General features: G+C 36.1%; 21 protein-coding genes. 12 read left to right on the top strand and 9 right to left on the bottom strand.

Annotated elements, in window-relative coordinates; all coding sequences use genetic code 11:
- Nucleotides 1-156 precede the first annotated feature (156 nt).
- The 6 genes from Q0A18_RS05340 to Q0A18_RS05315 are packed head-to-tail and all read left to right on the top strand — an operon-like array spanning nt 157 to nt 6,443.
- Nucleotides 157-1,182, top strand: coding sequence for a rod shape-determining protein (locus tag Q0A18_RS05340; protein ID WP_292009143.1), 1,026 nt, complete (start codon nt 157-159; stop codon nt 1,180-1,182).
- Between the two features lie 28 nt (nt 1,183-1,210).
- Complete coding sequence (gene mreC / locus Q0A18_RS05335; protein ID WP_292009142.1) at nt 1,211-2,065, top strand: rod shape-determining protein MreC; 855 nt, start codon at nt 1,211-1,213, stop codon at nt 2,063-2,065.
- Nucleotides 2,058-2,564: a rod shape-determining protein MreD gene (locus Q0A18_RS05330; protein ID WP_292009141.1), complete on the top strand. Its 507-nt coding sequence runs from the start codon at nt 2,058-2,060 to the stop codon at nt 2,562-2,564. The genes mreC and Q0A18_RS05330 overlap by 8 nt, the downstream gene beginning before the upstream one ends.
- Nucleotides 2,564-4,582 carry a penicillin-binding transpeptidase domain-containing protein gene (locus Q0A18_RS05325; RefSeq protein WP_292009140.1) on the top strand — a complete coding sequence of 673 codons (2,019 nt, stop codon included), beginning with the start codon at nt 2,564-2,566 and terminating at the stop codon, nt 4,580-4,582. The genes Q0A18_RS05330 and Q0A18_RS05325 overlap by 1 nt, the downstream gene beginning before the upstream one ends.
- Nucleotides 4,579-5,808: a rod shape-determining protein RodA gene (gene rodA / locus Q0A18_RS05320; protein ID WP_292009139.1), complete on the top strand. Its 1,230-nt coding sequence runs from the start codon at nt 4,579-4,581 to the stop codon at nt 5,806-5,808. The genes Q0A18_RS05325 and rodA overlap by 4 nt, the downstream gene beginning before the upstream one ends.
- A 53-nt stretch (nt 5,809-5,861) precedes the next feature.
- Nucleotides 5,862-6,443 carry a pentapeptide repeat-containing protein gene (locus tag Q0A18_RS05315; protein WP_292009138.1) on the top strand — a complete coding sequence of 194 codons (582 nt, stop codon included), beginning with the start codon at nt 5,862-5,864 and terminating at the stop codon, nt 6,441-6,443.
- A 63-nt stretch (nt 6,444-6,506) separates the two neighbouring features.
- Here Q0A18_RS05315 and Q0A18_RS05310 read toward each other — a convergent pair whose 3' ends face one another.
- Together Q0A18_RS05310 and Q0A18_RS05305 are read right to left on the bottom strand one after the other, a co-directional pair.
- Nucleotides 6,507-7,199 (bottom strand): C40 family peptidase, encoded by a 693-nt coding sequence (locus Q0A18_RS05310; RefSeq protein ID WP_292009137.1) that lies wholly within the window; start codon nt 7,197-7,199, stop codon nt 6,507-6,509.
- A gap of 342 nt (nt 7,200-7,541) precedes the next feature.
- Nucleotides 7,542-9,737, bottom strand: coding sequence for a glutamine synthetase III (locus tag Q0A18_RS05305; protein WP_292009136.1), 2,196 nt, complete (start codon nt 9,735-9,737; stop codon nt 7,542-7,544).
- Between the two features lie 231 nt (nt 9,738-9,968).
- On the opposite strand from Q0A18_RS05305, the gene Q0A18_RS05300 reads away from it, so the two are divergent.
- The 3 genes from Q0A18_RS05300 to Q0A18_RS05290 all read left to right on the top strand — a co-directional run bounded on the left by Q0A18_RS05300 (nt 9,969) and on the right by Q0A18_RS05290 (nt 13,464).
- Nucleotides 9,969-11,189: a hypothetical protein gene (locus Q0A18_RS05300; protein ID WP_292009135.1), complete on the top strand. Its 1,221-nt coding sequence runs from the start codon at nt 9,969-9,971 to the stop codon at nt 11,187-11,189.
- A gap of 102 nt (nt 11,190-11,291) precedes the next feature.
- Nucleotides 11,292-12,980 (top strand): hypothetical protein, encoded by a 1,689-nt coding sequence (locus Q0A18_RS05295; RefSeq protein ID WP_292009134.1) that lies wholly within the window; start codon nt 11,292-11,294, stop codon nt 12,978-12,980.
- A 16-nt stretch (nt 12,981-12,996) separates the two neighbouring features.
- The gene (locus tag Q0A18_RS05290) at nt 12,997-13,464 is read left to right on the top strand and encodes a DUF1572 domain-containing protein (RefSeq protein ID WP_292009133.1); all 468 of its coding nucleotides are present in this window, start codon (nt 12,997-12,999) and stop codon (nt 13,462-13,464) included.
- Nucleotides 13,465-13,576: 112 nt separating this feature from the next.
- Here the strand turns inward: Q0A18_RS05290 and Q0A18_RS05285 are convergent, their stop codons facing one another.
- Both Q0A18_RS05285 and Q0A18_RS05280 read right to left on the bottom strand, forming a co-directional pair.
- Entirely contained in the window at nt 13,577-14,125 is a 549-nt protein-coding gene (locus Q0A18_RS05285) for a YbhB/YbcL family Raf kinase inhibitor-like protein (RefSeq protein WP_292009132.1), read from the bottom strand.
- 85 nt (nt 14,126-14,210) lie between these two features.
- Nucleotides 14,211-15,047, bottom strand: coding sequence for an AraC family transcriptional regulator (locus Q0A18_RS05280; protein ID WP_292009131.1), 837 nt, complete (start codon nt 15,045-15,047; stop codon nt 14,211-14,213).
- A 159-nt stretch (nt 15,048-15,206) separates the two neighbouring features.
- Between Q0A18_RS05280 and Q0A18_RS05275 the strand changes: the two genes are divergently transcribed.
- Genes Q0A18_RS05275 through Q0A18_RS05265 form a run of 3 tightly spaced genes read left to right on the top strand, consistent with a single transcriptional unit; the run spans nt 15,207 to nt 18,361 of the window.
- Nucleotides 15,207-17,048: a M1 family metallopeptidase gene (locus tag Q0A18_RS05275; protein WP_292009130.1), complete on the top strand. Its 1,842-nt coding sequence runs from the start codon at nt 15,207-15,209 to the stop codon at nt 17,046-17,048.
- A gap of 21 nt (nt 17,049-17,069) precedes the next feature.
- The gene (locus Q0A18_RS05270; RefSeq protein WP_292009129.1) at nt 17,070-17,831 is read left to right on the top strand and encodes a type III pantothenate kinase; all 762 of its coding nucleotides are present in this window, start codon (nt 17,070-17,072) and stop codon (nt 17,829-17,831) included.
- On the top strand, nt 17,828-18,361 hold the full coding sequence (locus Q0A18_RS05265) for a GNAT family N-acetyltransferase (RefSeq protein ID WP_292009128.1): 534 nt from the start codon (nt 17,828-17,830) through the stop codon (nt 18,359-18,361). The genes Q0A18_RS05270 and Q0A18_RS05265 overlap by 4 nt, the downstream gene beginning before the upstream one ends.
- On the opposite strand, the gene Q0A18_RS05260 is transcribed toward Q0A18_RS05265, so the two are convergent.
- From Q0A18_RS05260 to Q0A18_RS05240, 5 genes are all read right to left on the bottom strand, one after another.
- Nucleotides 18,358-18,789 carry a nucleoside deaminase gene (locus Q0A18_RS05260; RefSeq protein WP_292009127.1) on the bottom strand — a complete coding sequence of 144 codons (432 nt, stop codon included), beginning with the start codon at nt 18,787-18,789 and terminating at the stop codon, nt 18,358-18,360. The two genes, Q0A18_RS05265 and Q0A18_RS05260, sit on opposite strands and share 4 nt — an antisense overlap.
- Nucleotides 18,790-19,416: a hypothetical protein gene (locus Q0A18_RS05255; RefSeq protein ID WP_292009126.1), complete on the bottom strand. Its 627-nt coding sequence runs from the start codon at nt 19,414-19,416 to the stop codon at nt 18,790-18,792.
- Between the two features lie 56 nt (nt 19,417-19,472).
- Nucleotides 19,473-20,393 carry a WYL domain-containing protein gene (locus tag Q0A18_RS05250; protein WP_292009125.1) on the bottom strand — a complete coding sequence of 307 codons (921 nt, stop codon included), beginning with the start codon at nt 20,391-20,393 and terminating at the stop codon, nt 19,473-19,475.
- Nucleotides 20,394-20,991: 598 nt separating this feature from the next.
- The gene (locus Q0A18_RS05245) at nt 20,992-21,411 is read right to left on the bottom strand and encodes a hypothetical protein (protein ID WP_292009124.1); all 420 of its coding nucleotides are present in this window, start codon (nt 21,409-21,411) and stop codon (nt 20,992-20,994) included.
- A gap of 30 nt (nt 21,412-21,441) precedes the next feature.
- Entirely contained in the window at nt 21,442-22,587 is a 1,146-nt protein-coding gene (locus Q0A18_RS05240) for a hypothetical protein (protein WP_292009123.1), read from the bottom strand.
- Nucleotides 22,588-22,759 lie beyond the last annotated feature (172 nt).

Genomic DNA, 22,759 nt, shown 5'->3' with positions numbered 1-22,759 from the left:
GTTCTGATTTATGATGAATATGTTAAGGTTTAAAATTTAATAAAACTTCAAGTGATTTTTCAAATTTTAATAAAACTTTAACCAAATTATATGCATATGGAATTTTATTCATTGTACTAAATTTATATCTTTGTAAACTTAAATCAGAAGAGAAATATGAGTTTATTCGATATGTTTACGCAAGAGATTGCGATAGACCTGGGAACCGCTAATACCCTTATCATCCATAACAATAAAATTGTGATAGATCAACCTTCAATTGTTGCGATTGAACGTTCTACGGGTAAGCCTATAGCTGTAGGTGAGCAGGCTAAACATATGCAGGGGAAAACCCACGAAGATATCAAGACTATCCGTCCGTTGAAAGACGGTGTTATTGCGGATTTTCATGCTTCTGAGCACATGATTAAGGAATTCATAAAAAAGATTCCGGGAATTAAAGGGAAATTTATTCAGCCTGCTTTAAGGATTGTGATCTGTATTCCTTCAGGAATTACAGAAGTAGAGAAAAGAGCGGTAAGAGATTCGGCTCAAAAAGTAAATGCTAAAGAAGTAAGACTGATTTATGAACCAATGGCTGCGGCAATCGGAGTAGGAATAGATGTACAGAAACCTGAAGGTAACATGATTATCGATATAGGTGGAGGAACTACTGAAATTGCTGTTGTGGCTTTAGGAGGAATAGTTTGTGATAAATCCGTTAAAATTGCAGGTGATGTATTCACCAATGATATTGCTTATTATTTAAGAACTCATCATAACCTTTATATAGGAGAAAGAACGGCGGAGAGAGTGAAGATCGAAGTGGGATCGGCTGTAGAAGATCTAGATGTGGATATTGAAGATATTCCGGTACAAGGTAGAGACCTTATTACAGGAAAACCAAAAGAAATTATGGTTGGGTACAAAGAAATTGCCCGTGCTTTAGATAAATCTATCATAAGAATTGAAGATGCTGTAATGGAAACTCTTTCATTAACGCCTCCTGAATTAGCTGCTGATATCTATAAAACAGGTATTTATCTTGCTGGTGGTGGAGCTTTATTGAGAGGTTTAGCAGACAGGCTGCATAAGAAAACCGGACTTCCTGTTTTTGTAGCAGAAGACCCGCTAAGAGCTGTGGTTCGAGGGACTGGTATTGCGCTTAAGAATATGGATAAATTCAATTTCTTAATAAAATAATTCTAACTTTTTACGACTTTTTATCTGAATGGGATTTTTGCTGAGATTATTTTCGAAGAACGCTTTATTTGTCTTCTTTATTTTCTTGCAAATTATTGCTCTGGTCCTTATTTTCTCTAAAAACTCCATGCAGAAATCCTGGATTGCCGGGCAGACAGCTGCGTTTAACTCTTGGGTTTCCGGGTATATTGACGAAGGAGTTTCCTATCTTAGATTAAAACAGATCAATGAGGATCTTGTCGCCCAGAATAAAGCTCTGATGGTAGAGCTTTATGGAAAAGATGCTGCCAAGCATCCTGTTTTCAGAAAAGTTCATGATACATTGGGAGGTGGACAGATCTATACATTTGTAGATGGCGAGATCGTATTCAATAGTATCAACCGAAGAAATAATTACTTTACTATTAACCGAGGGAAACGAGATGGTGTGTATCCTCAGATGGGGGTTATGGCACCTAAGGGAATCGCTGGAATTGTTATTAATGCTACTGATAGTTATGCATTGGTTCAGTCTGTATTAAGTGTAAACAAGATCAGGATCAACGCATCATTGAAAAACTCCGGTTACTTTGGAACCCTAACATGGAATGGAGATAATTCCAGAATCATGCATTTGGCGGATATTCCTAAATACGTTTCATTAAAAGTAGGAGATACCGTTGTCACTGACGGAAAATCAGCAATTTTCCCTAAAGGAGTGATGATCGGAACAATCGCAGGATATTCTGTGGATAATAAAACGGGCTTTTGGGATATTTCTGTAGAACTAAGCGAGAAAATGGGTCCTCTGAACAAAGTCTATGTAGTGAAGAATCTTAAGAAAGCAGAAGTACAGAAGATACAGGATACTTTACAATCGGTAATAAAAAAGGAAAATGATTAGTAGAACTTTATTTACAGATATTTTAATCATAATTTTTCTTGTTGCATTACAGATTTTTGTTTTGAACAGGATTACTATTTTCGGAAAATATACTCCGGTTTTATATCCCGTGTTTGTAATGTTTTATCCTTTCTTTAGAAATAAATTTCAATTTCTCGCATTAAGTTTTCTGATCGGATTATCTATTGATGCCTTTTTATATTCCTGGGGAATTAATGCTTTCGCTACGACTTTAATAGCATATTTCCGTACCATTATCTTTAAAACTTCTACGGATACTTCTACGGATTTCTTTTCCTTTCAGTCTCTCCAGTGGTCGCAGTTTTTGCTTTTTCTTTTTTCCAGTATATTTTTACACCAGCTTCTGGTACAGTATATAGAATTTTTTAAATTCAGCAGATTTTTTGAAATTTTGCTTAATGTGTTTGTAACCAGTATAATTTCCTTTATATTTATAGTGGTTTATGCGCTGATATTTAAAATCAAACAAAAAGTTTGATGGATACAAGATATTTAAAAGTTTTCTCTGTTCTTGTTGTGATTGCCTTAATTTTTGTGGCAAGGCTTTCTTATTTACAGTTATTTACGGATAGATATGCCCTTAATGCTGCAAATACTTCCATTAAAATAGAATATGTAATTCCCCAAAGAGGAGTTATTTTTGATAGGAATGGCAAAATAATGGTGGGAAATCAGCCTGCTTATGAAATATCTTTTACTCAGGCTTTGATGAAACCTGATTTCGATACTTTAGGCTTTTGCAGTCTTATGAAAATCAGTAAAACGGATTTTATTAACAGGGTCAATACCATTAAGAAAGAAAAATATTATTCCAAGCTTACTGCCATGACCTTTATGAAGGATCTGAGCAGAGAGGAAATAGCAAGAGTACAGGAGATTATATTCAAATATCCTGCTTTCAGTATTGTGCAGAGACCACAACGGCAATATGAAGTATCCACCTCCGGAAACCTTTTGGGGTATACTAATGAGGTCAATGAAAGAGATATTAAAAGGGATTCCACCTATTATCTGCCTGGAGATTTTATCGGAAAGACCGGAGTTGAAAAGTCTTATGAAAAAGAACTTAGGGGAGTAAAAGGGATGAAGTATATCCAAAAAGATATCAGGCTCAGAAATATAGGTTCCTATAAAAATGGAGCTTTAGATAAAGATGTTATTACAGGTAAAGATATTACTTTAACCATTGACTATGATCTGCAGAGAATAGCTGAGGAAATGCTGGTGAACAAGCATGGAGCTATTGTGGCGATCGATCCTAATAATGGGGAAATTCTGACTATGGCAACAGGACCGGATATTGATCCCAACCTCTTTACCGGACCGAATAAGTCTAAAAACCTGTATGCCTTATCGAAAGATACCATTTATGAAAATAAACCAACCTTTGACCGATCTGTTCAGGCGGCCTATCCTCCCGGATCTACCTTTAAATTACTAACGGCTTTAGCGGGTATGCAGATGGGGGTTATGGATGAAAAAACCATTTTCCCATGTGGTGGCGGATTCAATTACAGAGGTTTAAGAATTAAAGGGCATGGTGGAGCCGACCCGCTTATTCCTTCCATTCAGGTTTCCAGCAACTGTTACTTCTCTTATGCTTTTCTGGCTATTGTGAATAAATATCCTGATAACCCTTCAAAAGGAGTGGATGAATGGAAAAAGATCATGAGCAGTTTCGGGGTAGGAGACTTCCTTAATAACGATATTGCTGTAGGTTCAAGGGGAAGAATTCCTTCCGGTGAGTTTTATGAAAAAAGACAAAAACAGATTAACGGAGGAAAGGAACAGAAAAAATGGGATCCACTTTCTACAGGTGCAGTATTTAACGGAATGGGACAAGGAGATGTTTTGGTAACTCCTTTGCAGCTTGCTAATTACGTAGCAGCTATTGCCAATAAAGGATGGTTCTATACTCCTCATATTGTGAAATCTGTAGACGGAAAACCAAATCCTGATCCAAGATTTAAAGTTAAACGTCAAACTTTGGTAGATCCTAAACATTTTGATCCTATATTAAAAGGAATGGAAGCTGTAGTTCTTCGTGGGACTGGCCGAAGCTTAAGGTCCAATGATTTTACTCAATTAGCTAAGACAGGTACAGCTCAGGTTCCTCAGGGGAAAGATAACTCTATTTTTGTTTTAATCGCTCCTGCTGATAAACCTAGAATTGTAGTAGCTGCTGTTATGGAGCATGCCGGGTTTGGGGCTACATGGGCAGGTCCTGCCTGTACGGTAATTGCTGAGAAATATATTACAGGAGATATTAAGAGAGAACATCTTTACAAGAAAATGGTGACAGCCAGCTTTATGCCTGAATATAAAAGACAGTGGATTTCTGATTTGAAGAGAAAGGGACTGTATAAAGACCCCAAGCTGGATTCCATTAAGCTTAAAAAAATGAAGGACAGCCTGGAGTTCATTAAAAAACAAAAAGAAAAATTAAAAATTCAGATAGAATCCGAAACAGCAACCTCAAAATCCAATAACAAATGAAGTGGACAGAAGGGATAGATAAACTGGGCCTTGGATTGTACTTTTTGCTTTGCTTTTTTGCTATTGCAAATATTTATAGTGTTGAGCCTTCCAGCGGAACACGCCAGGCTGTTTGGTTGGGTGTTTCTGTTTTTGTAGGGATTATTATCTTTTTTACCCGAAATAAGTTCTTCGAAAATATGGCTGCTATTATCTATATTTTTGGAGTATTACTTCTTGTAGGACTATTTCCATTTGGAACCGAAGTATTAGGGCAGAAGAACTGGTATAAATTCGGGCCTGTCAGTTTACAGCCTGTAGAATTTGCAAAACTCGGAACCGCTTTGATGTTGGCGAATTATGTATCCAGCCCGGATTTTAATTTAAGTAACAGGAAATCCTTATTGACCTCTCTGGCCATCATAGGAATTCCAGGAGCTGTTGTGTTGATGATCCCCGATGTAGGTTCCTTATTGGTATTTATTGCCTTTTTCATTGCATTATACAGAGAAGGTCTGAGTGGATATCTTTTTGGGATAGGTTTTCTTTTTGCTGCTGTTTTCTTAGTTTCTTTAGCAGTAGATCCATTGTATGTAATCATAGCAATCGTTTTGATAGCTGCAGTAATGATTTTCCTTAATTTTTACAGAATGCATTGGGATATCATCTCTATTTCAAGCATAGCAGGATCAATTATATTATTATGCGGATTAGCGTTTGCTTCACCTCATATCTTAGAAAAATTACCTAAACACCAGAGAGAAAGGATTGAAGTTCTTTTCAAAGGGGAGAAAGCATTCCGGGATACTTCAGGATATAACCTGCTTTATTCCAAAACAGCTATCGGATCAGGAGGGCTTTTTGGAAAAGGGTACAGGGAAGGATCTGTGACTCAGGGGAAGTTTGTTCCCGAGCAAAGTACGGATTATATTTTCTGTACGGTAGGAGAAGAATGGGGATTTGTAGGGAGTGCTGCACTGGTACTGTGTTATATGCTTTATATTGGAAGGATTTATTATTTAGCTGAGAAACAGAAGTCTACTTTTAACCGTGTTTTCGGATACTGCTTTGCGTCCATATTGCTTATGCACTTTTCTATTAATTTAGGCATGGTTATGGGGTTATTTCCTACAGTAGGTATTCCTTTGCCTTATTTTAGTTACGGAGGAAGTTCATTGCTGGCCTTTTCCACAATGACCTTTATATTCTTTAAGCTTAATTATTCTGATAAAAACAGCTTAGTTTAAGATGTTCCTTAAACCTCATCAAAGCTTCAAAATACATCTTTAAATCATCACTTATGGGAGAAGTCTATCTACAGGATAAAACCTTTGATAAAATAGATTTTCTACGTTTCCCTCTTGAAAAGGGAGAATATGAAAACTGTCGTTTTAATGATTGCAGTTTTGAGAACGCTGATCTTTCTGAATTTAAATTCACCGACTGTGAATTTGTTGGTTGTAATATAAGTATGGCGAAACTCGTACAAACGGCTTTTCGGGATGTCAGTTTTACGGAATGCAAAATGTTGGGCCTGTCTTTCGGTGATTGTCATGACTTTGGGGTTTCCTTTAATTTTGATGGATGCACTCTAAATAATTCAGTGTTTTATAAGACCTCCCTTAAAAAGACTATTTTTAGAAATTCCCGATTGAACGAAGTGGATTTTGGAGAATGTGATTTATCCAATTCTGTTTTTGCTAATTGTGATCTTTCTGGTGCTGTTTTCGAAAATACTAATCTCGAAAAAGTGGATTTCCGGACATCATACCATTATTCGATTGATCCGTCAGCTAATAAACTTAAAAAGGCTAAATTTTCCCTCTCTGAAGTTTATGGTCTATTATATAAGCTGGATATCAGTATTGATAAGAACAGCTAATTATCTGCAATAAAAAAAGCCATCAATTTTGATGGCTTCATTATTTAAATCAATTATTTAAAATTAAAAATTTATTGCTGCTAAATTATTGTAAGGATCTCCGTTTTCATTAATAACTCTCTTTGCAAATCTAAATTTAGGACCCCAATACGAATCATTAAGAGAAGATACCATCACACCTCTTGAAGTAGCTGCGTGAATAAATTTGACTTCACCATCTTCAGAAACACTTTCTACAATTCCTACGTGAGAAATTCTTCTTCCATGAGAAAAGAAAACCAGATCACCTTTTTGAAGGTCTCCTTTTTCTATTCTATCTCCTTCCTGCGCCTGAGATGCTGCTACTCTAGGTAAAGTAAGCCCTGCTGCTGCTCCAAAAACTGAAAGAACAAATGCTGAACAATCGATTCCGCTTCTGGTAGTTCCTCCATATCTGTAAGGAGTTCCCAAATACGTCTCAGCTTCTGTTAAGATATTGTCGATGGTTTTGTTGTATTTGATAGCTCTTGCAAGCTCTGAATTTTTGATGGAATTTTTTGCGTTGTTTAACGCTTCTGTTTTATTAGAGATAAACGAATTGATAAGTTGTTTCTTATCCTGTTCTAATTTCTTAGCGTCAATGGAAGCAAGTTTGGCATTCGTTTTGTACTCTTTAGTATAAGTTGCTGGTTTAGATACTACATAATTGGTAACACAAGATTGTAATGATAATGTCGAAACAATCGCAACTAAATAAAACAAGACTCTTTTCTTCATATATATTTGATTATCCGTGTTAAATAAGAATATTTACTTTGTCAAATGCTTTACAAAAGTAGATATTCCGAGTAAAAGGGCCCTGATATGACGATTCTCAGCCCTCTATTTTAACACAATTTAACATATTGTTTAGGTATGTTAAAGAAAAACAAACCGCAATGTCCTATTTTAGGGTAGTTTGCGGTTTTTTTTATTAAGATTTTTTAACAAAATGAAATCCAATTCCTTTATTGATCGGGCTTCCCAATTTTTGATGATCTTAAATTTTCCTGTTAATAAAACAAAAAAACTCCCTGTGAAATTATCAGGGAGCTTAACTAATATGGAACTTTACAGATGTTATCGTGTAAATAACATTTCTCTATATTTAGTCATCGGCCAAAGCTCATCATCTACCATCATTTCCAAAGCATCTGTAGCTTCTCTGATGTTGTCAAATAAAGGTTTTACTTTATTACAGTATTCTTCTGCTTGTTTTTGACTGTCAGACATAGATTTTGCAGCTTCTCTCGCTTTAATGAGTTCTTCAACACCTAATTTGATCTGAGATACGTTTTCAGAAATATGTGTAATTAGGCTCATTTGCTCTTTTGCAAGGGTTTTGAACTCTTTGTCTCCGAAAATTTCTTTAAGACCTTTTACGTTTTCGATCAATCTGTTTTGATAATTTAAAGCAGAAGGAATGATATGATTTCTTGCGATATCACCAAGAACTCTTGCTTCAATATCAATAACAGTGCTGTATTTTTCAAGTTTGATTTCGTTTCTTGCCTCTACCTCTCTGTGAGTGAAAACTCCCATCTCTTCATAAAGATCTAAGAATTTTTTATCCATTTCTTGTTTAAGCGCTTCAGGGGTCGTTTTCAAATTATTCAACCCTCTTTTCTTGGCTTCCTTGGCCCAATCGTCAGAATATCCGTCTCCTTCAAACATGATATTTTTGGACTGTTTGATATATTCTCTCAGTACATTAAAGATAGCTTCATCTTTCTTAAGTCCTTTTTCAATTAAGGCGTCAACTTCTTTTTTGAAATCTTTTAACTGTTTTGCTGCAATAGCATTCATTACAGTCATAGACTCTGCACAGTTTGCAGAAGATCCTACGGCTCTGATCTCAAATTTATTTCCCGTAAATGCAAATGGAGAGGTTCTGTTTCTGTCGGTGTTATCCAACAGGATCTCAGGGATTTTTCCCACAACATTTAATTTTAATTCAGTTTTTTCTTCAGGAGATAATTTCCCGTTGGTAACCTTTTCAAGCTCTTCAAGAACACTGAACAACTGACTTCCAATAAATACTGAAATAATTGCTGGTGGAGCTTCATTAGCGCCTAATCGGTGATCATTACTTGCAGAAGCGATACTCGCTCTTAAAAGATCAGCATATTCATGGACAGCTTTAATAGTGTTTACAAAGAATGTTAGAAACTGTAAGTTTTTCTTAGGGTTTCTTCCCGGACTTAGTAGATTCTCTCCTGTATCTGTAGCTAAAGACCAGTTGTTGTGTTTTCCGCTTCCGTTTACTCCTGCGAAAGGTTTTTCATGAAACAGAATATGGAAGTGATGTTTATGAGCAACCCTTGCCATAATATCCATCAATAATGAATTGTGGTCTACTGCAACGTTTACTTCTTCAAACATTGGAGCCAGCTCAAATTGATTAGGAGCAACCTCGTTATGTCTTGTAGTCACAGGAATTCCCAGCTTCATACATTCTATTTCCAATTCTTTCATAAAGTTCATAACTCTTGTCGGAATAGAACCGAAATAATGATCATCTAATTGTTGTCCTTTTGCAGGTGCGTGTCCTAATAAAGTTTTTCCTGTTAATACAAGATCCGGACGAGATTGGAATAAAGCAGAGTCTACAAGGAAATATTCTTGTTCCCACCCTAAAGTAGGTGTTACTTTTGTTACATTTTTATCGAAATACTGCATTACACTTGTTGCTGCTTCATCTACAGCATTCAGAGCTCTTAATAACGGAGCTTTGTAATCTAAAGTTTCACCGGTGTAAGATATGAAAATAGAAGGAATGCATAACGTAGTTCCCATAATAAATGCCGGAGAAGTAGGATCCCAGGCAGTATAACCTCTTGCTTCGAAAGTATTTCTGATACCTCCGTTAGGGAAAGAAGATGCGTCAGGTTCCTGCTGGATAAGCATTCCTCCACTGAATCTTTCAATACCTCTTCCAGCTTCTATAGGAGTAAAAAAAGAATCGTGCTTTTCAGCTGTGCTTCCTGTTAAAGGCTGAAACCAGTGGGTGTAGTGGGTTACCCCTTTGCTCATTGCCCAATCTTTCATAGCAACTGCTACCTGATCGGCAATATGTCTCTGGATTTTGGTTCCTTTTTTAATGGCATCTAAAATAGAATTAAATGCTTCTTTCGTTAAATATTCTCTCATTGTATCTTCTGAGAAAACATTCTGGCAAAATAATTCTGAAAGTTTTTGAGGAACCTCAACAGAGTTGTCCTTTCTAAAGTTCTTGAATGGTAATGTTTCTAGCGCTTTGAATCTTAAAGTTGACATATAAGGTTAATTTTTACAAGGGCAAATTTACAAAAAAAATAAAACAAAATTATTTTACCCCTTGTTTTTTTGGGGGTGCTGGCTTAAAATTGAAAAATTAAACACGTATTTAATGTTTTTGATGGGGGTATGGGTTGATGGGTGCTTTGATAGAAGGCCGGATTGCGAATATTAATTCAAGTTAAAGGGAGTTATTTTCAATAACTATATTTGTTCCTTTATATTATAAGGATGAAAGGTAACAAATTTTTAGTAATACTGTTATTAATTTTTGCAAATAACCTCTGTGCTCAGGATTGCTGGAAAATAATATCCACCGGAGCAGACCATACATTAGCTATTAAAAGGGATGGTACACTCTGGGCATGGGGGAAAAATTTTTCAGGGCAATTAGGCAATGGGAACTTAACATCTCAAGAAGTAAAACGAATATATGAATTGAGGAGTGCTCAAAAATATAAATCTAAAGAATATAAGGATCTGAATGAACGATTTTTCCATACCAATATAACATCGGATATCCCGGTTCAGATAGGCGGGGATACAGACTGGATTAAAGTTCAGGCGGGAGGAGATCAGTCTTTTGCCATAAAAAAAGATGGAACATTATGGGGCTGGGGGGATAATTATTATGGTCAGTTGGGTGACGGAACCATTAACAATGTGAATGTTCCCCTTCAGATCGGATCGGAAAAATGGACTGATGTTGCGTCAGGGGCAAGGCATACGATAGCTATTAGAGAAGACGGAACACTATGGGCCTGGGGAGATAACAGTTTTGGCCAGTTAGGAGACGGATCTACAACCTCATCACTACAGCCTGTTCAGATCAGCACGGAGAAATGGAGAGAGGTAGCGGCAAATACATGGTATTCGGCAGCTATTTCTCAGGAGGGGTTCTTATTAATATGGGGCGACGTACACAGAAGACCGATAATGTATGCTTCATCATTTTATAAACTGGTCGCAGTAAACCTTTTATATGCATCATTAATTGATTCTAAAAATAAGAATCCTATTAAAAAAATGTCTTCTAAAAAAGACTGGGTAAAAATAGTAGCAGGAAATTATCACCTTTTGGCTTTAGATTCTCAGGGTCATTTGTGGGGGACAGGAGATAATGACGAAAAACAATTAGGAATTAATATAAAAGGAAAAATTAATGATATAGAATTGATAGATGGCACCAGAAAATGGTCTGATATAGGATCTAATAAGTTAACTTCTTATGCTTTAGATGCTGACCTCCGTCTTTGGGGTTGGGGTAAGGTGTCGGGATTGTATACCGGAGAAAATATGTTGTTTAAAGATAAAATGTCTTTAATTATTCCAGATATAAAATGGAAAAATTTGTCTTACAGGCACGGGAAAGATGTGGAAGGTAACTATTTTTCTTTTGAAGATTATTCTTATAAAAAATTTCCTGATTGTTCAAATGTTCCTGATAATTGATCATTTAGGTGTTCTTAGAATAGATAAATTCTAAACCATTTATTAAAAGATACTTAAAATAAATCTGGAGGAAGAGTTGTATATTTGTGTGAAATTTATTTTATGACAAATTCTAGAGCAAGAGAAACCACAGAGGCTATCGAAAGATTATATATATCTATGAGACACCTTTTCTACCGGGGTTTTTTTAAACCAAGCGGGGTTTCAGGAGAAAGTTTAAGAAGCTTGTTAAAGACCATTAATCCGGAAATTTATGGGACAATGAATGTTCCGAATAAGTTGGAATTGGATGGGTTAATGTATGTATTGGACAGGCTTCCGGAAGGGATTGAGGAATGTGCATTTATTCATCTTACCTCAGATGAAGGATTTGATAAAGGAAGTTTCGAACCTATTGTCCCTAAAAAGAGAAGGAGAAACTGTTATAGAATAGACGAGCACCAGATGAATATTGAAGTTCTTTTGGGACGTTCTGAAATTTATGACATACTTACCCATTTAACCTTTTTATATATAGAAGCGGATAAAGTTCGTAATCTGGCTTTTCTCCAGGATGAAAACTGGAAACCTACACGGGCTTGGAAAATTATCGAGGAAGTGGTAAAAGGTGAGAAGAAATTCAGCCGACGGGAAAAAGAAGTGGCCCTTATTCATCTTTCTTCTTTAATAGGGAGGACTTTCGATGAAACACTGAATGCATACAATAGTTTTGGGGATGATAACAATCCTGACCGTCTATTTAAAATTATCTATAACTTAGGAAAAGTAAGCTTGGAAGACGCCAAACAGACCCGCGAAAGAGAAATTCATTTCAGTGCTATTCTTAAAGAAAGAGTTGGGCATCATTATTTTGGAGAGAAGTGGGCGAATAAAGTAAAAGAAGTATTGTTTGAAAATAATCTTCATATGCGCCCTTTACATATTATTTCTGCCAATATGCATTCTGTTAAGAATATGCTGTATGCGAATGACGGGTTAAAGAAAAAAGCAAACAAAGAAGTAGACTATAAGCTTTATGAAGATATTTCCAATAAAAAGGACCTGAGGGATAAAGTATCAAAATATGCTTTAGATGAGGGGATGATCTATATTGATGATAAAAGCGGAAGTAATATTGATGTACAGATCATTGACCTGAGTAAAACAGATCTTAAGAATACACCATTCAGTCATATGAAATATTCGGGAGATGACGTGATTATGGTTTTTGATTATGCTTTTGGAGAACAGGCCTTTGAAGTAATGGATGAGCTGTTAAGGCCATTTGAGCATAAAGGAGAAGTGTATATGATGAAAGTGAAGTCCGTTTCCATTATGGGGAAGGCAGGAATTCTTACGGGAGCAAAAGGAGATATTATGATTCCTACCTCTCATATTTTTGAAGGAACTGCTGACAATTATCCGTTTGAAAATGCTTTAAAAGCTGAAGATTTTCAGGATGAAGAGCTTAAAGCTTGTGAAGGAGCAATGATTACCGTATTAGGGACTTCTCTTCAGAACAGGGATATTTTAACATATTTCATGAATACTTCATGGAAAGCGATTGGTCTTGAAATGGAAGGAGCCCACTATCAGAAAGCAATTCAGGTGGCATCTAAAATACGACACCATATTTCAGAAGATCTTTTTGTCTGTTATGCGTATTATGCTTCCGATAATCCTTTGGAAACAGGAAGTACGTTGTCTTCAGGAGGTTTGGGGCTTACAGGTGTGAAGCCTACTTATCTGATCACCCTTAGAATTTTAGAAAAGATTTTAGGAAGTGTGAAGAATATTCCAGTTAAAGGTTAACTTTATAAGTGTAAAAATGAGTTCCTCATTACAATTGGTAAAAAGATTCCGAGAAGTTTTACTTGACGGGCTCTGGATTGCCAATACTAATTTTAAAGATCAACTTTCTGATATTACCTGGCAAGAGGCTACTACAAAAATAGGATCCTTAAACACAATTGCGATGCTCACTTTTCATATTCACTATTATATAGCAGGAATTGCCAATGTACTGGAAGGAGGAGAGCTTGAAATAAGAGATCAATACAGTTTTGATATTCCTCCTATTGAGTCTCAGAAACAATGGGAAGATTTATTAAATCAATTGTGGGCTGATTCTGAAAGGTTTGCTCTACTAATAGAAAGAATGCCGGAGTCTAAACTGGATGAGGTCTTTGTAGATCCGCAATATGGAACTTACAGGAGAAATATTGATGGTATGATTGAGCATAGCTATTACCATCTCGGCCAGATCACTTTAATAAAAAAGCTGCTGAATAATTAAAATCTATTACTATATAAACCTCAGGTTGTTTTTATCCTGAGGTTTTTATAATATAGGGGAGGAAGGCCGCTTACCAACACAAACTATCATTAATTAGCCTTTCATATAATTTCTATCTTTCATAATAAGTAATAATGCTGGCTTTTGATAAGGTATTAGTCCAAAGATTAAAGCCAACAATAGCGGGATTGGTATTTTCATCTAGTCCCATCTTCGCTACTTTTAAAGCGTAAACGGTGATGATGTATTTATGGGATCCATGTCCTACAGGAGGGCAGGGACCACCAAATCCTTTAATGCCATAATCCGTAATACTTTGAACGGCTTCTTTGGGAGCCAGGTGAGTATTTATATTTCCTGCGCCGGTGGGTAGCTCCTTAATGTCAGCGGGGATGTCAAACATAAGCCAATGCCAGAATCCGCTTCCGGTAGGGGCGTCAGGGTCATAAACGGTGATGGCGAAACTTTTGGTTTCTGCAGGCGCATTTTTCCAGAATAATTGTGGAGACAAATTTTCTCCTGAACATCCGAATCCGTTAAACTCCTGTTTTTTGGTGGCTTCTCCTCCCAAATCTTTACTTGCCAGAGTGAAGGTACCTTGCCCCCATACATTTGTTGAATAAATTGACATCAGGATTAAAAATAAATTTACTGTTTTCATTTTTGATGATTTTAATAAAAGCAAATTTAGCAGGAGAAAAGCTGATGCTGTTATGGGGAAATGTTCAAAAAGTGTTGCAAAAAGTTCAAATCTTATGATGCTGTTTTGGAGTCATTCCATACTTGATTTTATAAGCCTGGATGAAACTTGATAAATTTTCGTAACCCAATTCAAAAAAAATTTCTGAAGAGTTTTTTCTTTCATGCTGCAACAGATAATGAGCGTGTTCCAGCCTTTTTTGTTGAAACCATTTGCCTGGTGATTCTGAATAATAATTTTGAAATGCTCTTTTAAAGGAGGAAACACTCATTCCACATAAGAATGAAAGCTCTTTAATTGTCAGTTTATTTAAGAGATTGTTTTCAATAGTCCTAATGAATTTCTGATCTGTATTATTACTATTATTGACCATGGAAAGTATGAAATTCTTTCCGTATTTATCCATCAGATAAATCATGATCTCTTCAAATTTGAGATCTAATAAATTTTGTTGCGTCCTTCCTGAGAGGTTTAAAATATCCGATAAGCTCTTTGCAAATAATGTAGTAAATTCATCATATTGAAAAGGGAAAACAGAATTAGGTTCGAAAGTCTGGGTGGTGTTTAGTCCCATTTTTCTAATAAAGCTGAGTAAAACTTCGTTGGAAAAAAATAAAAGTATGCTTCGGTATTTTCTGGCATCAGATAGCTTTTCAGTCATAAGGCAATTGCCTGATTTCATCATCAGAAACTTTGAGTTATCTATTATTAAGCTGGAATCATTAAAAATAATCTCTTTTGATCCTTCTATCAGAAAGCTTATAGCATTTTTATTCAGTACGATTTGCTGTTTGTAAATTTCTTTTTTCCCGTTATAGTCAAAGAGTTGTATAGACTTTGAAATTTCAATATCAAGTTCATCAGGAAGAATAATAGTATTCATTAGGACTTTACTTCAATACGACTAACTTACAAAAAAATAATAAGAATTTATTACAGATGGTTTAATGGAAATCCAGCTAGCCCAGATTAAAAATATCCAATAACTCCATATTTGAGGGTTTTACATAAATTGGCTACCTTTAAGCCAAATATTTTTTAAATGAAAAAATCGATTGTTATTCTCTTCGCATTTATCATTTCACAACTTCAGGGGCAGCAAACGGCATATTATCAGCAGGCTGCCAAGTATAAAATGGATATTGATGTCAATGCTGAAAAATTTACCTACTCAGGAAAACAAACCTTAACATACACGAATAATTCTCCGGATGAGCTTAATGTAGCTTATTTCCACTTATATTGGAATGCATTCAAGCCTAACTCCATGATGGACCAAAGGGTTACAGGCCAAGGGAAAAACGGAGATTCCCGACTACAGAAAGACGGAATTTCAAGGCTGGCTTCCATTCCCAAAGATCAGGAAGGAGCGCAGAATATCCACTGGATTAAACAAAATGGCAGAGAAGTCAAGTTTGAGATTCAGGAAACCATTATGAAAGTATATCTGGCAGAACCTATTAAGCCGAATTCAACAACTACATTTTCGATGGAATGGGATGCGGTTATACCTCAGCAGATCCGTAGAAGCGGAAGGAATAATAATGAAGGAGTGGATATGACTATGACTCAGTGGTATCCTAAAATTGCAGAATATGATTATGATGGATGGGCTACTTTTGATTATATAGGTAGAGAATTTCATGCACCGTTTTCCGATTTTGATGTTACGATTAATATTGATAAAAACTATGTGATTGGAGCGGGAGGGATTCTTGAAAATCCGGGAGAAGTAAAAGGGTATGAAGCCAATGCTAAAATAAAAGCAGTAAAAAATAAAGCCACATGGAAATGGACCGCTAAGAACATGCTTGATTTTGCCTGGAGTGCTGACAGGGATTATTCTGTAGAAAGCTTTCAGGTACCGGATGGCCCTAAAGTCTATTTCGTATATCAGAAGAATGATAAAACTAAAGTCTGGGGGGAAGCCCAACCTTATGTTACAAAATATTTCCAGATCATGAATTCCCATTTCGGGAAATATGCTTATCCTACTTATGCCTTTATACAAGGTGGAGACGGTGGAATGGAGTACGGAATGTGTACCATGATCCTGGGAGAAGCAAAAGATATAGAAGGGCTGATGGGGTTAATGGCTCATGAAGGTTCACATTCATGGTTTCAGCAGATGGTAGCCACCAATGAGAGTATGCGCCCGTGGATGGATGAAGGATTTACCAGTTATGCAGAAGGTTTGGTCATGTACCAGCTGTTTCCTCCTAAAGAACAATATCCTAATCCGTTTGTAAGAACGTTGGACGGTTACAGAAACTTCATAAAAAGAGGAATTGAAGAACCGGCGGTCTGGTTAGGAGATCACCATGATAACGGAACTTCTTATACTTATTCTACTTATGTAAAAGGAGAACTGTATTTAGTGGAGCTGGGTTATATCATGGGAGAAGATAATCTTAATAAAACCATGAAACAGTATTTCCAGAATTGGAGTATGAAGCATCCTACAGATAGGGATTTCCTTCATATAGCACAGAAAGTTTCAGGAATGGATTTGAAATGGTTCCATCATTACTGGATCAATACAACAAAAACTATTGATTATGGAATCAAGGACGTGAAATATGATGCAAAATCTACTACAGTTACTTTAATCAATAAAGGGCAGGTTCCAATGCCTATTGATTTCAGTGTGATGACTACAGATAAAAAGATTGTGACTTACCAGATTCCTACGAACCTTACCCATACATGGAAAGAAAAAGATATTTACGGTGATTTTAAGACGGTAGAGTACTGGCCCTGGACGCAAAAAGAATATACGCTGACGATTCCTTATACTAAATCTCAATTAGCTGTTTTAGGAATTGATTTTAGTCAGAGACTGGCAGATGTCAATATGGAGGATAATTTTGTGGAAGTAAAATAAGTTTATATCAGGAGAAAACAGATGAATGCTATTGTAATCAACGTAGGGAACAGTAATATCCGGTTCGGACTTTTTAATGATGATAATTGTGACCTTTCATGGGTTATCAATACCAAACCTTACAGAACAGCGGATGAACTTTATGTTCAGATGCTGATGTTGTATCAGACGTATAAAATAGAACCTAAGGAAATTAAAAAAATTATTATAGGTTCCGTGGTACCTCAGCTCACGAAGGTGATGAGTGCTGCTATAAAAAAGATCCATGGAATCGTTCCTGTTATTGTAGACAGGAACACTCCATCAGGTGTTCAGGCAAAATCGAAGCAGATGGGAACTGATATTTATGCTAATCTGGTGGCTGCCCATCATTTATATCCGGGAAAAAAGAAAATCATCCTTGATTTTGGAACGGCACTCACGGCAAGCTGTGTGGCTGAAGATGGAGAAACATTGGGCGTTATTATTGCACCGGGAATTGTTACTTCCCTTAATTCTCTGATCAGTCAGACCGCTCAGTTACCGGAAATAGAACTTAAAAAACCTAAATCAGTTTTAGGACTGGACACTGTAACCTGCATGCAAAGTGGAATGGTATATGGGTTTCTGGGAATGGTAGAGGGATTTATAGACCGTATTAATGAAGAGGTCAATTCTGACTGTTTTGTCATTGCAACCGGCGGTGTATCCCATGTCTATAAGCCGTTAACGGATAAAATCCATATTGCAGACAGGCTTCACACTTTAAAAGGGTTATACTTTTTAGGAAAAGATTTAAAATGAATGAATTTCCCATAATACAGACGGAAAGGCTGATCATTTCTGAATTCAGAGATTCGGATATTCCTTTGATTGTAGAGTATCTGCAGGACAGGGTATTCTCAGAAATGACGTCTAATATTCCTTATCCGTACCATAAAGAAGACGCGGAGTTCTGGCTTAAAATGTCAAAGGAAGCTTTTGATAATAAAACAGGCTATACATTTGCAATCCGGGATAAAAACGAGAAAATCATAGGAGCGATAGGAATTCATGACAGGGATGATGATAAGGCCGAATTAGGGTATTGGCTGGGAGTTCCTTACTGGAATCAGGGGTATGTAACGGAAGCAGCTAAAGCGGTTATCCAGTTTGGTCTTGAAACGTTAGGATTGAATAAGATCTTTGCTACCCATTTCCTGGGTAATCCTTCCTCCGGTAAAGTCATGCAAAAGGCGGGAATGGAGTATGAAGCCCTGTTAAAGCAGCATCTCAAAAAAGATGGAGTTTATTTTGATGTTGCTATGTATTCTGTTTTAAAAAATAAAAGCTAGCGTTTAGACTTAAAAAATTCCTTTACAATAGCAGAGCATTCGTTTTCCATAATTCCCGTAATGATCTCTGTTTTAGGATGGAGAGAAAGATGCTTGTTGATAAATCCTCTCTGCTCATCCCTGGCACCGATAACTACTTTGGTGATCTGTGACCAGGAAAGGGCGCCGGAGCACATGATACAAGGCTCAAGAGTTACATACATGGTGCAGTCCTTTAAATATTTTCCTCCCAAAAAATTAGCTGCAGACGTAATGGCCTGCATCTCTGCGTGGGCAGTAACATCGTTCAGAGTTTCAGTAAGATTATGAGCTCTGGCAATAATCCGGTTCTTAGAAACTATGATACAGCCGATGGGAACCTCATCTTTTTCCGATGCGATCTCAGCTTCCTGTAAAGCCATTTTCATATAATATTCGTCTGTAAACATTTATTCTTCTTTTTGCATTGTCAAAGGCAGATTAAACCGGCATCTTACCGGATCTCCTTTATAAGCCGCTGGTGAAAATTTTTCTGAAACAGAATAGAGCGCAATTTCCGCCTGCCTGTTAAATGTAAAATTATCTCCCTGGGCATGAACATTGCTTATGGTTCCGTCTTTTTCCACGATAAATACAACATTCGCTTTTACTGTTTTCACATCGGAATAAACTCCTTCTTTATAAAAAAGATAGGCAACTTCCTCCCGCAATGTGTCAATTCCTCCGGGATAATCTGCTGATTGATCAGTTGGCCTGTAGAATTCCGATTCCTTTTCAGAATGATCCCGGATAGATTGTATCCGGCTGAGGTCCTCCAGATTCTTTACTTTTAAAAGAGCTCCGATGAGGGCTACATTTTCAATACTGTCCATTTTTTTCATGAAGAGAAAAAAATCCTGCCGGATAGCTTCTTTGTGAAGAGAGTCAGGCTCAGCATCAAACTTCTTTTTGAACTCTGTTCCCAGCATGCTTCTATGCTGGTTATAATAGGCTTTTACATATTTAAATTCCTCTGTCTGCTGGGAAGAGCAGAAGATGACAGTTAAACAGAATAAACATGTGAATAAAGATTTCAATGGTCAATGTTTGTGTAAATGTAATCAAAAAAAATGAAGGATAATCTGGATGAAGTTTATTCCTCCGGGTATTGGTTCAAAGATTCTTTTAAATGATTCCTGATATCATCAACTAAACATTTAGGTTCTAAAACAGTAACCTCTTTTCCGTAAGAAAGAATTTCCTGCATAAAATCATAAGTCGGGTGCAGAAAGAATTCAAAATACATTTCTTCTCCAGTTTCTTTTGTTTCTTTCTGGGATTGATGCAGCGGAAAACTTTTGATATATTCTCCCTGATGCCTGCTGCACTTTAAAACAATTTTCTGAGGCTTTTGCTCAGTCAGGTTCATGACTCCAAATGCATTTTTAAAATGCTCTCTGAAATTATATTTATACTTCTCTCTGAACTTTCCTTTGCTTACATCCAGATAATTGATCCTATCTAAACCGAAAGATTTAAGTAGTTTGTCTTTTGTGTCTATAGCGATGAGGTACCAGCGGTCTTTAGACTCTTTTAAAGCTAAGGGATGAACCTTTCTTGAGGTCATCAGTTTGTTTTTATAATTATAATGCTCAAAAGTGACAACCCTGCGATTACGGATGGCAAAGAAAAGATCATAAAAATTTTCTATTCCTGTTGGCTTTCTGGTTTCAAAGAAAATAAAATCAGAAAAATCCGGATGAATATTTAAGGCGTTACTCACTTGGAAAGATTCCAGTAATTTCTGATTATATTCATCAACTTCCATGATAGGGCGGCTTTCAATATAATAGCGGTTATCCCTTCTTTTTTTGTTATGAATAGAAAGATTGAAAAGATCGGCGATCTCACGGATATCCCTTTGTAAAGTCCTCATCGAATAGCTTTTTATCTGGGCATCCTGAAACTCAAAAGAATTTAAAAGATAGTCTTCCAGCTGCTCGTAAGTGGCCGGAGAACTCTCCAATCTTTTAATGATTAGGGCATATCTTGTCAGGTAAAAATCTTTTTTCATGAGGTACTTTTCTATAACAAATATAAATGCTTAATGCGACAAAACGTGTCGTGTTATGATTTTGTGGATAAGTTTAAGATTGTAAATGACTCATTATTAAAATGTTTTTATATTTTTCTTCATTTCTCGTAGCATGATATAATGATAATGAAATATGTTATCTAAATTATTTTATTTTATTGAGATACTAAAGGATTATTTTATATAAGCTGATAGGATCTATGCCAGCCGGGCCAAGTGTACAGAAATGAATATCTTCAAAATAGGAGTTGTCATCTATGTAAATCCTATAAAGGGAGACTGTCTATTTTTCTTATGGCTTGTCAGATAGTTATTTATAGATAAATATAGTTTTGATAAGCTGGCTTACAAAGACTTATCAAGGTCTTTTTGTCTCACCCGTAATATGTAGCCACTAATCCGCATACCTAGTTATAAAATGAAAATCTATAAAGCAAAAAACCAAAGCAAAATTATTTTGCTTTGGTTTAATTAAATATTTTGACCTAATCAATCTGTATCCGATTTTAGGACTTGTCAGTGCCTTTTATAGAAACAGCTGATGACTTGCTTGCCTTTTGGTTTTAGACTTGTCATTTTATAATTTAGGTTTCACATCTTTAGGTTGAGGTGGAGGAGGGATTAATAGATCATTAGGAGTAGGACAATCGTCCTTAACTTTATCAGAAGTTTCTCCGGCTTTACCCATAACTCCTGCAGCTGGATCTACTACTGACGAAGGATCACTCATTGATTTTTCTACATCATCACTAGATTGTTTCATATCAGAAGTAACCGTAGAACTTATGAAATTGAATATAATACCACCTTGTGGAGATGTTTCTCTCACAATTTTAGGATCTTGTCGAACCGGTTTTTGTGGTTTGAACGGATCATGAGGAGGAATACTAATTGATTCATTTTCTTCTGTTGGTATAAATTCAGAAAGTATTTTTTCTGCTTTGCTTCCACCGGTAGCTGTACTGCGACCAAAATTGAATATGTCTGGAAATGCCATATGATTGTTTTTAAATGTGTTATGTTGATTTTACAAATTATGAGGACGCTCTGTTCCGAATTTTTGAGTTGGATCTATATTAAGTTGCTTAGTCTCAAAAATAGCATGGTTTACATCTAGCGCTGATACTGTTTCTGCTATTCCCTTTGGTCTGTATAGTTTGTTTTTATCTACAAGCTCTAAAAAAGATATACTGACAGGAATCACTTTAGATGGAGTGGAAGAATTGGTACTAGCGAGTGGCGGCCCATCCGCATTATAAATAGGAAGAACTAATTCATTATAATTCAATGCAATGAATCCATCAAATGTAATAGGTACTTCATAAGTAAATTGTTTTATTTGGCGCCTTTGTGTGGCCAAGGTCTCAACACGGGAGTTGGGAGGAATATCTCCTGAAACATTAGAATTTGAATTCCATGATGTTGTTACTGTCCCGGAAATTGTACCTGTCAAGGAAAGTTCTATTTCTGAATGTAACTCTCCACGGCCCTTAGCAGTACCTGTTGCTGTGTAACTTTCCATGCTTGAATTGGTACTGGTAAATTCAGCTTTTGTAGTAACTTCCGATTCATCTTCAGTACCTACCTCGTCTCTATGATTATGATTTATATGATTTTGTCTTTGTTCTAAAGCATTTGCCAAGCTTACTTCCAATCTCTTCTCTATAGTTTTTGATATTTCTCTTTGCAATTCCCCCTCAATTTCTCCTCCGAAAGTAAAACTTCCCATACCTGATAGAGTCCAAGTGATTGAATTCGATATAGTAAATTCAATACTGTCAGAAAACTGACGTGTCTCAGCTGATCTATTGTCATAGGTTCTGGTAGATATTACATCTGCAATAGGGGGAATGATATTTGATCTTTCTTCAAACAGGGGAGCTCCAATCTCAAAAAAACCCATCCATCCTCGTTGTGCAGCGTTTGGATCAGGAAAATTACCGAATTTTTTTTCGTTTATAGATACTCCTACTGGCCATAGTGGAATTGGTTGAATTTTATTATCCAGAATAATAATTCCTTTTTCATTTACTTTATACCTCATTAATTCAGGTACTTTTTTAGTGAAGAAATTCTGAATTAATTCATCTGTTATTCCTAACTCTTCCATATTTTTAACTGTGATGATGCGACGTTTCGCAGGGTCAACAGTATACGTTTTTATTTTTGCCATATTTTAAAATTATAATTGTATGTTACTTATTGGTTTCTTACAAAAGCAATAAATTGATTGTTAAGGATTTTTTATTGTATGCTCTCAACATGAAGTTTTCAAAATCAATATTTTTATATCTATTCCGTATTGCGCACATACAAAATAGAACACTTATGTATTGACTAAAATG

It is taken from the genome of Chryseobacterium sp. (genome assembly GCF_022712095.1).
Lineage (GTDB): Bacteria > Bacteroidota > Bacteroidia > Flavobacteriales > Weeksellaceae > Chryseobacterium.
The sequence above is the reverse complement of the archived record's forward strand: the minus strand, read 5'-3'. Positions and strand labels throughout refer to the sequence as shown.

Bases quoted from the DNA above. Each gene is read 5' to 3' on its own strand.
- Q0A18_RS05340 (WP_292009143.1), top strand. From the start codon at position 157: ATGAGTTTATTCGATATGTTTACGCAAGAGATTGCGATAGACCTGGGA.
- mreC (WP_292009142.1), top strand. From the start codon at position 1,211: ATGGGATTTTTGCTGAGATTATTTTCGAAGAACGCTTTATTTGTCTTC.
- Q0A18_RS05330 (WP_292009141.1), top strand. From the start codon at position 2,058: ATGATTAGTAGAACTTTATTTACAGATATTTTAATCATAATTTTTCTT.
- Q0A18_RS05325 (WP_292009140.1), top strand. From the start codon at position 2,564: ATGGATACAAGATATTTAAAAGTTTTCTCTGTTCTTGTTGTGATTGCC.
- rodA (WP_292009139.1), top strand. From the start codon at position 4,579: ATGAAGTGGACAGAAGGGATAGATAAACTGGGCCTTGGATTGTACTTT.
- Q0A18_RS05315 (WP_292009138.1), top strand. From the start codon at position 5,862: ATGGGAGAAGTCTATCTACAGGATAAAACCTTTGATAAAATAGATTTT.
- Q0A18_RS05310 (WP_292009137.1), bottom strand. From the start codon at position 7,199: ATGAAGAAAAGAGTCTTGTTTTATTTAGTTGCGATTGTTTCGACATTA.
- Q0A18_RS05305 (WP_292009136.1), bottom strand. From the start codon at position 9,737: ATGTCAACTTTAAGATTCAAAGCGCTAGAAACATTACCATTCAAGAAC.
- Q0A18_RS05300 (WP_292009135.1), top strand. From the start codon at position 9,969: ATGAAAGGTAACAAATTTTTAGTAATACTGTTATTAATTTTTGCAAAT.
- Q0A18_RS05295 (WP_292009134.1), top strand. From the start codon at position 11,292: ATGACAAATTCTAGAGCAAGAGAAACCACAGAGGCTATCGAAAGATTA.
- Q0A18_RS05290 (WP_292009133.1), top strand. From the start codon at position 12,997: ATGAGTTCCTCATTACAATTGGTAAAAAGATTCCGAGAAGTTTTACTT.
- Q0A18_RS05285 (WP_292009132.1), bottom strand. From the start codon at position 14,125: ATGAAAACAGTAAATTTATTTTTAATCCTGATGTCAATTTATTCAACA.
- Q0A18_RS05280 (WP_292009131.1), bottom strand. From the start codon at position 15,047: ATGAATACTATTATTCTTCCTGATGAACTTGATATTGAAATTTCAAAG.
- Q0A18_RS05275 (WP_292009130.1), top strand. From the start codon at position 15,207: ATGAAAAAATCGATTGTTATTCTCTTCGCATTTATCATTTCACAACTT.
- Q0A18_RS05270 (WP_292009129.1), top strand. From the start codon at position 17,070: ATGAATGCTATTGTAATCAACGTAGGGAACAGTAATATCCGGTTCGGA.
- Q0A18_RS05265 (WP_292009128.1), top strand. From the start codon at position 17,828: ATGAATGAATTTCCCATAATACAGACGGAAAGGCTGATCATTTCTGAA.
- Q0A18_RS05260 (WP_292009127.1), bottom strand. From the start codon at position 18,789: ATGTTTACAGACGAATATTATATGAAAATGGCTTTACAGGAAGCTGAG.
- Q0A18_RS05250 (WP_292009125.1), bottom strand. From the start codon at position 20,393: ATGAAAAAAGATTTTTACCTGACAAGATATGCCCTAATCATTAAAAGA.
- Q0A18_RS05245 (WP_292009124.1), bottom strand. From the start codon at position 21,411: ATGGCATTTCCAGACATATTCAATTTTGGTCGCAGTACAGCTACCGGT.
- Q0A18_RS05240 (WP_292009123.1), bottom strand. From the start codon at position 22,587: ATGGCAAAAATAAAAACGTATACTGTTGACCCTGCGAAACGTCGCATC.